The 6,725-nt window shown below is 38.5% G+C and carries 12 protein-coding genes; 2 read left to right on the forward strand and 10 right to left on the reverse strand.

Going from position 1 to position 6,725, the window contains the following annotated elements:
- Position 1 precedes the first annotated feature (1 nt).
- The 10 genes from MHH89_RS31200 to MHH89_RS31245 form a co-directional block, all read right to left on the reverse strand.
- Positions 2-169, reverse strand: coding sequence for a hypothetical protein (locus MHH89_RS31200; RefSeq protein WP_155986576.1), 168 nt, complete (start codon positions 167-169; stop codon positions 2-4).
- On the reverse strand, positions 166-1,179 hold the full coding sequence (locus MHH89_RS31205) for a Lin1244/Lin1753 domain-containing protein (RefSeq protein ID WP_341088914.1): 1,014 nt from the start codon (positions 1,177-1,179) through the stop codon (positions 166-168). Before MHH89_RS31205 ends, MHH89_RS31200 begins: the two co-directional genes overlap by 4 nt.
- A gap of 18 nt (positions 1,180-1,197) precedes the next feature.
- Positions 1,198-1,545 carry a hypothetical protein gene (locus tag MHH89_RS31210; protein WP_341088915.1) on the reverse strand — a complete coding sequence of 116 codons (348 nt, stop codon included), beginning with the start codon at positions 1,543-1,545 and terminating at the stop codon, positions 1,198-1,200.
- A complete protein-coding gene (locus MHH89_RS31215) occupies positions 1,545-1,943 on the reverse strand; it encodes a hypothetical protein (RefSeq protein ID WP_036684313.1) in 399 nt (132 codons plus the stop codon). The genes MHH89_RS31210 and MHH89_RS31215 overlap by 1 nt, the downstream gene beginning before the upstream one ends.
- Positions 1,933-2,406, reverse strand: coding sequence for a hypothetical protein (locus tag MHH89_RS31220; RefSeq protein WP_341088916.1), 474 nt, complete (start codon positions 2,404-2,406; stop codon positions 1,933-1,935). The genes MHH89_RS31215 and MHH89_RS31220 overlap by 11 nt, the downstream gene beginning before the upstream one ends.
- On the reverse strand, positions 2,396-2,704 hold the full coding sequence (locus MHH89_RS31225; protein WP_341088917.1) for a hypothetical protein: 309 nt from the start codon (positions 2,702-2,704) through the stop codon (positions 2,396-2,398). Before MHH89_RS31225 ends, MHH89_RS31220 begins: the two co-directional genes overlap by 11 nt.
- Before the next feature lie 25 nt (positions 2,705-2,729).
- Positions 2,730-3,425: an ORF6C domain-containing protein gene (locus MHH89_RS31230; protein ID WP_341088918.1), complete on the reverse strand. Its 696-nt coding sequence runs from the start codon at positions 3,423-3,425 to the stop codon at positions 2,730-2,732.
- Between the two features lie 286 nt (positions 3,426-3,711).
- A complete protein-coding gene (locus MHH89_RS31235; protein ID WP_341088920.1) occupies positions 3,712-3,906 on the reverse strand; it encodes a hypothetical protein in 195 nt (64 codons plus the stop codon).
- Positions 3,907-3,953: 47 nt separating this feature from the next.
- Entirely contained in the window at positions 3,954-4,115 is a 162-nt protein-coding gene (locus MHH89_RS31240; protein WP_341088922.1) for a hypothetical protein, read from the reverse strand.
- A 44-nt stretch (positions 4,116-4,159) separates the two neighbouring features.
- Positions 4,160-4,411 (reverse strand): helix-turn-helix transcriptional regulator, encoded by a 252-nt coding sequence (locus MHH89_RS31245; protein WP_341088924.1) that lies wholly within the window; start codon positions 4,409-4,411, stop codon positions 4,160-4,162.
- Positions 4,412-4,572: 161 nt separating this feature from the next.
- On the opposite strand from MHH89_RS31245, the gene MHH89_RS31250 reads away from it, so the two are divergent.
- Together MHH89_RS31250 and MHH89_RS31255 are read left to right on the forward strand one after the other, a co-directional pair.
- Positions 4,573-5,244: a LexA family protein gene (locus MHH89_RS31250; RefSeq protein ID WP_341088926.1), complete on the forward strand. Its 672-nt coding sequence runs from the start codon at positions 4,573-4,575 to the stop codon at positions 5,242-5,244.
- 18 nt (positions 5,245-5,262) lie between these two features.
- Complete coding sequence (locus MHH89_RS31255) at positions 5,263-6,720, forward strand: recombinase family protein (protein ID WP_341088927.1); 1,458 nt, start codon at positions 5,263-5,265, stop codon at positions 6,718-6,720.
- Positions 6,721-6,725: the final 5 nt, after the last annotated feature.

Genomic DNA, 6,725 nt, shown 5'->3' on the forward strand with positions numbered 1-6,725 from the left:
ATCACCACACCTCTGAACGTCTACGATCGACGAGCACCATTATGAGCTTTTTTATTTTTTCTCTGGCTATAAGTTCCATGGTGGCGTGAATGCGTATGTCATAATCTAGAGAGTCATTGTTGATTATCTGCAGAAGCTCGGTGTCAGTCTTCCAGTTTAGAAATTTCAACGTCTTTTTTCCTCCTCAGCTCGTTTTCTTTTATCAAGAAGCTCAGCCATGGACTTCTCATGAAGTTCGATTTCTTCTTGTGTAGGAGGAGCAACGGGGTTCTTAGTAATTTCAATTTGTGGTTTCCCACTTTGCCCACCCCGCCCATTCCTATAACTATTACTAGAAGGATTGCTTCGTAGTTCTTTCTCCTTTGTCCATGGCTCGTCTATGCCTTCGGATTTCCATCGTTTTAGAATGGCACGAACATAACTAAGATTTCGCTTGCCAGCAATTATCGAAGTACGCATAGCCTCGCAAAGCCATCTTTCGCCATATTCATTTATAAAGTCATTAAGCTGATCAGATATCACAGAACTGATTGTGCCAAACCCTTCAGCTTCAAACATCCGGAACGGATTAACTGGCAGAGGCACCTCTATCTCTATTGGTTTTATTTCACTTTCTTTTTCTTTTTCTTTACTTTCCTCTCCTTTACTTTCCTTTACTTTACTTTCCTTTACTTTACTTTGTGTACTTTCTGCTGACATTTTCCCTTGTTTGTCGGGATTAATGTAAACATTAACTGGTGTACTTTCAGCACTGACGATCACGATTGAGTGTGATACTTTCTTACTTTCTTCTAACGGATCAATGAGTAAATGACCTTCAAATAAAGTTACTTCTTTACGTCTTTTCGCTGCCTCAATATATCTTTTCTGGAACCCTCTTGATGTCAACACCTTGTAATTTTTGTATACATTTTCATTGAAGAATCCCCAGTTTATGCATTCATTTACGATCTCTTTTACAGTGTTAATGTCAGCATTAACCTTACTGGAAAGGGCATAGTGTTCACGCTCCTCCCAGGGATAAAAATATCCATTGCGATAAATATTCATCATAATTTTTACGATAACTCCGAGTCCCTGCATTCCATATTTAGCTATTGGGACAACTAATTTATCATCCTGATCAAAATCAATATCCAATGGGAAATAGTCTAGGCCTTCTTTTAATGGCCTTGCCATGATGTCAGACCCCTTTCCTTAGCTTCCATTCATCGCACCAATCAGACACTTATAATCGCAGCACAACCCCTTATGACCGTATTTAACAACTGCTTGTCCGATTGGTATCTTTTTCCGACACTTAGGGTTAATACAATTTCCAAGTGATCTTTGTTTGTGCAGAGTTTTAGGATTAAGCTTAAGTTTAGGCTGGTAGGTTTTATTAAGAGATTTCATTTTTTGTTGCAACTCAAAAATCTCTTTTTCTATTTTATTTTTTCGTTTCTGAGTAAGCTTCGAACCTTTTTTATGTTCAGCGTATAGTGTTCTCAACCGTCTCCTAATAGCCGTTGCTTCTAAAACCTTCATGGCAGATTCGTCTTTCATTAATCCCCACCTCCTAATGTGTTCATATCAACCCGTACTCTTAATCTGAGTTCATAAATGTACTCACGGAGAGAAGAAAACTCATTCTTCCACATCATCTTTTCTTCAAGAGCTGTAGCCTCAACCATTCGCAAGTCCTCAATAGCAAGATCGCCGGCTATCTCTTTCTCTCCGCGCTTTGCTTCCTTTCTAGCTTTGGCATAAGCTATTTTACGGGCTGCATAGATACGAGCATGCTCACCGTCTCTAACAGCCGATACTCGTCCAATAAGCATGTGAGCAGCTGTAAGCAGGCGTATTTTTTCCATGATTGCTCCAGGAGCATTGTCATCGTATGCGTCAGCCTGAGCACGCAATTTTCTGATGTCCTTGATATACTGCTTAATATCAATGTCCATCTGATTTCACTCGATCTCTTATTAATTTGTTACCGAAGCAATGATAATTACAGATATGACCGCCATGGGCTGATAGATGTACCTTCCCTTCAGGAATAACTGTCTCGCAAGCTAGACATTTAAAATTACCGTTGGTCCAGCCTGAAGTTACTTTCTCACGCTGTATCTGACGCTCTAAAAAGTCTCTTCTCCTTTGTTCTGGAGTTCTCATCCATGCCGGATAATTCATCGTTTTTAAAACAAGGTCTAGCGCCTCTTCACGCATGTCCTTTACATATTTAGAGTGAGCTATTGCAGCACGTTCTTGAGCCGTGAAATCCATCCCATCAAGGATGGGATCGGCATAGGGTTGGCGCTTATGCATAGATAAAACTGCATTAAATAAACTTGTAGATTGGATTGTAACCTCATATTTTCGTCCAGTTACATCTACCATAGGTAAATTCCAATCTTTAGCTTGCATTGCTTTTTCCTCCAAATCCTGATAAACTAACCGTAATTGAATTTGTTATGTTCGTGTTTAGCCTACCGGCTCCTACCCCGGTGGGCTGTTTTTCATTTGATCGGCCATTTCGGAACTTGTCTAAGGCGATTTCATCCCACACTTTCAGCAACTTATCCTGACATTCCCTCCTATTTCGAGCAGCAAATAGATAGATATTGAAATCAATCTCTCCACCACGTAATAACGCATCATCTTCAACTGTCTTCCAAAAGACAACCTCCTCGCGAAGATCCTTAGCTATCATATGCTTGTCCACAAGATCCCTCCTTTTCTTGATAAATTCAAAACAACATTTGACCATTTGCTTGTTCAATCTGTCTCATTAGGTTATTGGGTGGATTCCAAAGTGGAACATAGTGAAGCGCACGATCGTAATCTTTAATGAATGTGTTGTTATATGAATTGATCTCAAAGAACTCAGTGAATTCATTCCACAGCGCTGAATATACTTGCGTCCGAAGGCTGCTATCCTTATAGGCTGCTGATTTCTTTCCACCCACGATTTCTAAAACTCGCTTATTCCCTGCCTTTTTTAGTGTTCGTTGCTGCCCGTAATCAATCGTTGTGCGGTTTTCTAAATGCTCTACCCGATCTTCCATTTCTTTAGTTCGAATATCCAGCATCAGAATTGCTTGTAATTCTTTACTAGCCCCAGCGAATGGATTCTTGATCTTTTCTTCCATAGCTTCGAATTTAGTCACATAAGCAGCTGTGAAGAGCACACCCTTTTCTCCTGTCATTTTATTGGCTACCATATCGCAACCTTTACGAGTCAAGAGGTAATTAGGCTGTTCTTTGTTCTGTGCATTGAGATAATGGCTTAGAATGAAGAATTGATGACTCCCGAGATCTTGGGAGTCCAAAATCTCTGCATATCTCCGAATGTCTGATAAAAGATGGTCATGACGTTTACCCATCATGTCTGCTACTTCGCGGCTGTCAATTGTAACTGGCTCCTTAACAATTTGTTTATGCATAAATCGCTACCTCCCTTTACTCCTAGCTGATCTCCTATCTTTCGCGTTATTGGAGTCGCTAGGGTATCCGATATTTAATCGCTGAATTGGCGTGTGTCCTTCTAGATTTTTGTTTGTGGCTTGAGGATTGTATCCGATACTTTGTGGCTTTCCGTATTTTCCAAACAACTCTTTACGCTCCATTTTATGAGCCGTGCGGCAATGATTAACTGTGATTACTTCACCTGTATGACCGCAAGTGGGGTAAGGGCATCTGACTGTGCTGCATATGATTACTGTCACGTAACTAAACCTCCTTACCTTCACCTAGAGAAGCTATATACCTTACTTCTAAGTCATCTATAATTGGTATCATTTCAGGCTGTTCTATATTGTAGAGGCGTGCTCGATCGATGAAATCTTGTATTTCTTCTGATGTACATCCACGGTTAAGGCAGTTTTGAATAATGGAATTTAACTCGATCATCTTTTTGTTTTTCAAATCACATACCTCCAATCGAAAATACTGCTTGTCCCACAAGGGAAGGCTCAGCCCTCCACTAGTGAATATTTTTTTCCCGTTATCATCTCAGCCCACGCAATTTTACATCGGTCGGGTAGATCTGTTTTTGCGGGATCAATCTCAACCTTTTCATTATTGATGATCATGTAATGAGTTCTAACTCTTAGCTTTTGGGTTTCTTTACGCATACACATCCCTCCCATATAACATATGCATATCTGGTTGTCCGACTTTACTTATATAGAGCTTTCTCAGGTAACCCTAAGTTTAAGTTAGGATCGGATTCAAAAAAAATGATATCTCTTACTCTGCATCCTAAAACTTCAGAAATCCGTATGGCTTCCTTTATACTTATTTCCTCAGGATTATTCTCCCATTTAGCATAGGTACTAGCATGTACGCCTAATTTCTTAGACATTGCTGCTTTATTAAGCTTTCGCTTTGCTCTCCACTCCCTTAAGGTTCGTTTAGCGACTTCTACCATGGTGTCACCCCCCCTCTGTGGATTCAATATATCCTAAGTTAAATTTAGAGTCAATAGATAAAATGAATATTAGGCACAATTTACTAAGTATAAATTAGATATTTGTTGTATATATTAATGAATAATAGTATAATAACGTAAATAAAGATAAGAGGTGCGATATGAATTCCATTAATTTTGCTAATAATCTAAAAAAACTTAGGGAAGAAAGAAAATTATCTAAGGCAGAGTTAGCGCGGAGGATCGGTGTATCTGATGTAACTGTAGGTTATTGGGAAACAGGTAAAGCAGAACCTCGAATGGGTAAAGTTGAAATGATCGCTAATGTACTAGGAGTCGTTACTGACGATTTACTTTTCGAAAATGAGGCCTCTTTGCAACCTATTGAGGGATCTAATAATGTATATTCCATAGAAAACAGTTCAACAAAAGTTCCTTTATACGGAAAAATATCTGCTGGGATTCCTTTAGAAATGATTATGATTGAAGATCATATTGAAATCCCTCATTTCGTATTTACACATCACCCAGAAGCCTTTTTGTTACAAGTAAACGGCGATAGTATGAATAAAGTTATACCTAATGGATCGTTTGCATTGATTGATCCAACTCAGGATGTGGCTAATGGCGATATTGTTGCAGTAGCTGTGAATGGTTATGATGCAACTCTTAAACGATTCTATAAGCTACAGAATACATTAGTGCTTGAACCTGATAGTTATAATACAGAGTACTCTGCCAAGTCATTTGATATAAACTCAGAAGAAGAAACCACTGTTAAAGTTATTGGGAAAATGGTATGGTTTATGTCCCCATTTAATGTTAAATACTAAGTTGGAAGGAAGCATGATATGAAAGTAGCAGCTTATATTCGCGTTTCTACTGATGAACAGGTTGAAAAAGGCAATTCATTGACCGAGCAGTCTGAAAGGCTAGAATCTTACTGTAAAGCTATGGGATGGAACAAACCAGATATCTTTTCTGATGATGGGATAAGTGCTAAAAATATAAATCGTCCAAGCTTAAAAAAACTCATTGCTAGAGTTGAGCAAAATGAATTTGATATTGTGCTAACCACAAAATTAGACCGATTATGTAGAAATTTGTTAGACCTGCTCCAGCTAGTTAATCTGTTTCAAAAACATAATTGCGAATATGCCTCCTCTTCCGAAAGTTTTGACACTTCCACGGCTGTAGGGCGGATGACATTACAACTACTAGGTACGTTTGCAGAGTTCGAACGTGAAAGAACAAGTGAGCGTGTAAAAGATAATATGATCTCACTTGCAAAAAATACAAATAAAGCTCTCGGCAAACCATGTTACGGCTATATTATAGAAGATGGTTTATACGCCATTAATGAAGAAGAAGCTAAAAATGTAAGCTTTATGTTTGACCTTGCCGAAGAAGGGCATGGTCACAGGATGATAGCAAAACGCCTAAATGACGCTGGTGTAACAACTAGAAAAGAAAAAATGTGGGATCAGGTTAATGTAAGAAAACTAATGGCCAATGAAACGCTATCAGGCGTTATGATTTACAACAAAAGAGCAACCAAAAATGGGAAAACCATTATGCGTGATGCAAGTGAGTGGATTATTAATGAAAATAACCACCCTGCTATCATCGAACCTGAAAGATTTGAGAAGGTACGCATGATATTTAAAGCTCGTTCAATATCGCGGAAACATGCCGATAACGAATCTTACATCTTAACTGGTCTTGTTAAATGCAAACATTGTGAAGCTAATATGAAAGGAAATACTCAGCGAATCAAAAGAGGCTCTAACGATTACGCTTATTATAGGTACATGTGTTCATCGTACACTCTGGGCTATGGGTGCAAACATCATGCAGTGCATCGTGAAGATTTAGAAAGCTTGATAATCGAAGAAGTGAAGAAGTTGGCTAGTCTCTCAGAGAAAGAACTAAATATAAACATAGCTGCCGCCGTCACTGATGAGGAAGAGATTAAAGAAATTATGACCCAATTAGCGAGAATAGAGAAGAAAATACAGAAACAAATAGAAGCTTATGAAAATGATCTTATCTCGGCAAATGACTTAAAAGCAGCTAGTCAACGCGTTGAGATCGAGAGAGGCATGTTGAGAATACAATTAGAAAAATTAAAAGATAAAAAAGGTGATGCTTCAGCAGTTAAGTCAAATGCCGAAAGATTGTTAGGTGATATTACTGGAGTAGATAGACTGAAAGCTAAAAAAGCATTAGCTTTGATAATTGATAAAATAGAGGTTGAAGACGGAGAGATCGTTGATATTACGTGGAAAAATGCACGCCTCAATGTATAATAGGG

It is taken from the genome of Paenibacillus sp. FSL H7-0323, assembly GCF_038002725.1.
In the GTDB taxonomy this organism is placed as follows: domain Bacteria; phylum Bacillota; class Bacilli; order Paenibacillales; family Paenibacillaceae; genus Paenibacillus_AQ; species Paenibacillus_AQ odorifer.

Coding starts and splice junctions, on each gene's coding strand:
- MHH89_RS31205 (WP_341088914.1), bottom strand. CDS start 1,179: ATGGCAAGGCCATTAAAAGAAGGCCTAGACTATTTCCCATTGGATATT.
- MHH89_RS31210 (WP_341088915.1), bottom strand. CDS start 1,545: ATGAAAGACGAATCTGCCATGAAGGTTTTAGAAGCAACGGCTATTAGG.
- MHH89_RS31215 (WP_036684313.1), bottom strand. CDS start 1,943: ATGGACATTGATATTAAGCAGTATATCAAGGACATCAGAAAATTGCGT.
- MHH89_RS31220 (WP_341088916.1), bottom strand. CDS start 2,406: ATGCAAGCTAAAGATTGGAATTTACCTATGGTAGATGTAACTGGACGA.
- MHH89_RS31230 (WP_341088918.1), bottom strand. CDS start 3,425: ATGCATAAACAAATTGTTAAGGAGCCAGTTACAATTGACAGCCGCGAA.
- MHH89_RS31240 (WP_341088922.1), bottom strand. CDS start 4,115: ATGCGTAAAGAAACCCAAAAGCTAAGAGTTAGAACTCATTACATGATC.
- MHH89_RS31245 (WP_341088924.1), bottom strand. CDS start 4,411: ATGGTAGAAGTCGCTAAACGAACCTTAAGGGAGTGGAGAGCAAAGCGA.
- MHH89_RS31250 (WP_341088926.1), top strand. CDS start 4,573: ATGAATTCCATTAATTTTGCTAATAATCTAAAAAAACTTAGGGAAGAA.
- MHH89_RS31255 (WP_341088927.1), top strand. CDS start 5,263: ATGAAAGTAGCAGCTTATATTCGCGTTTCTACTGATGAACAGGTTGAA.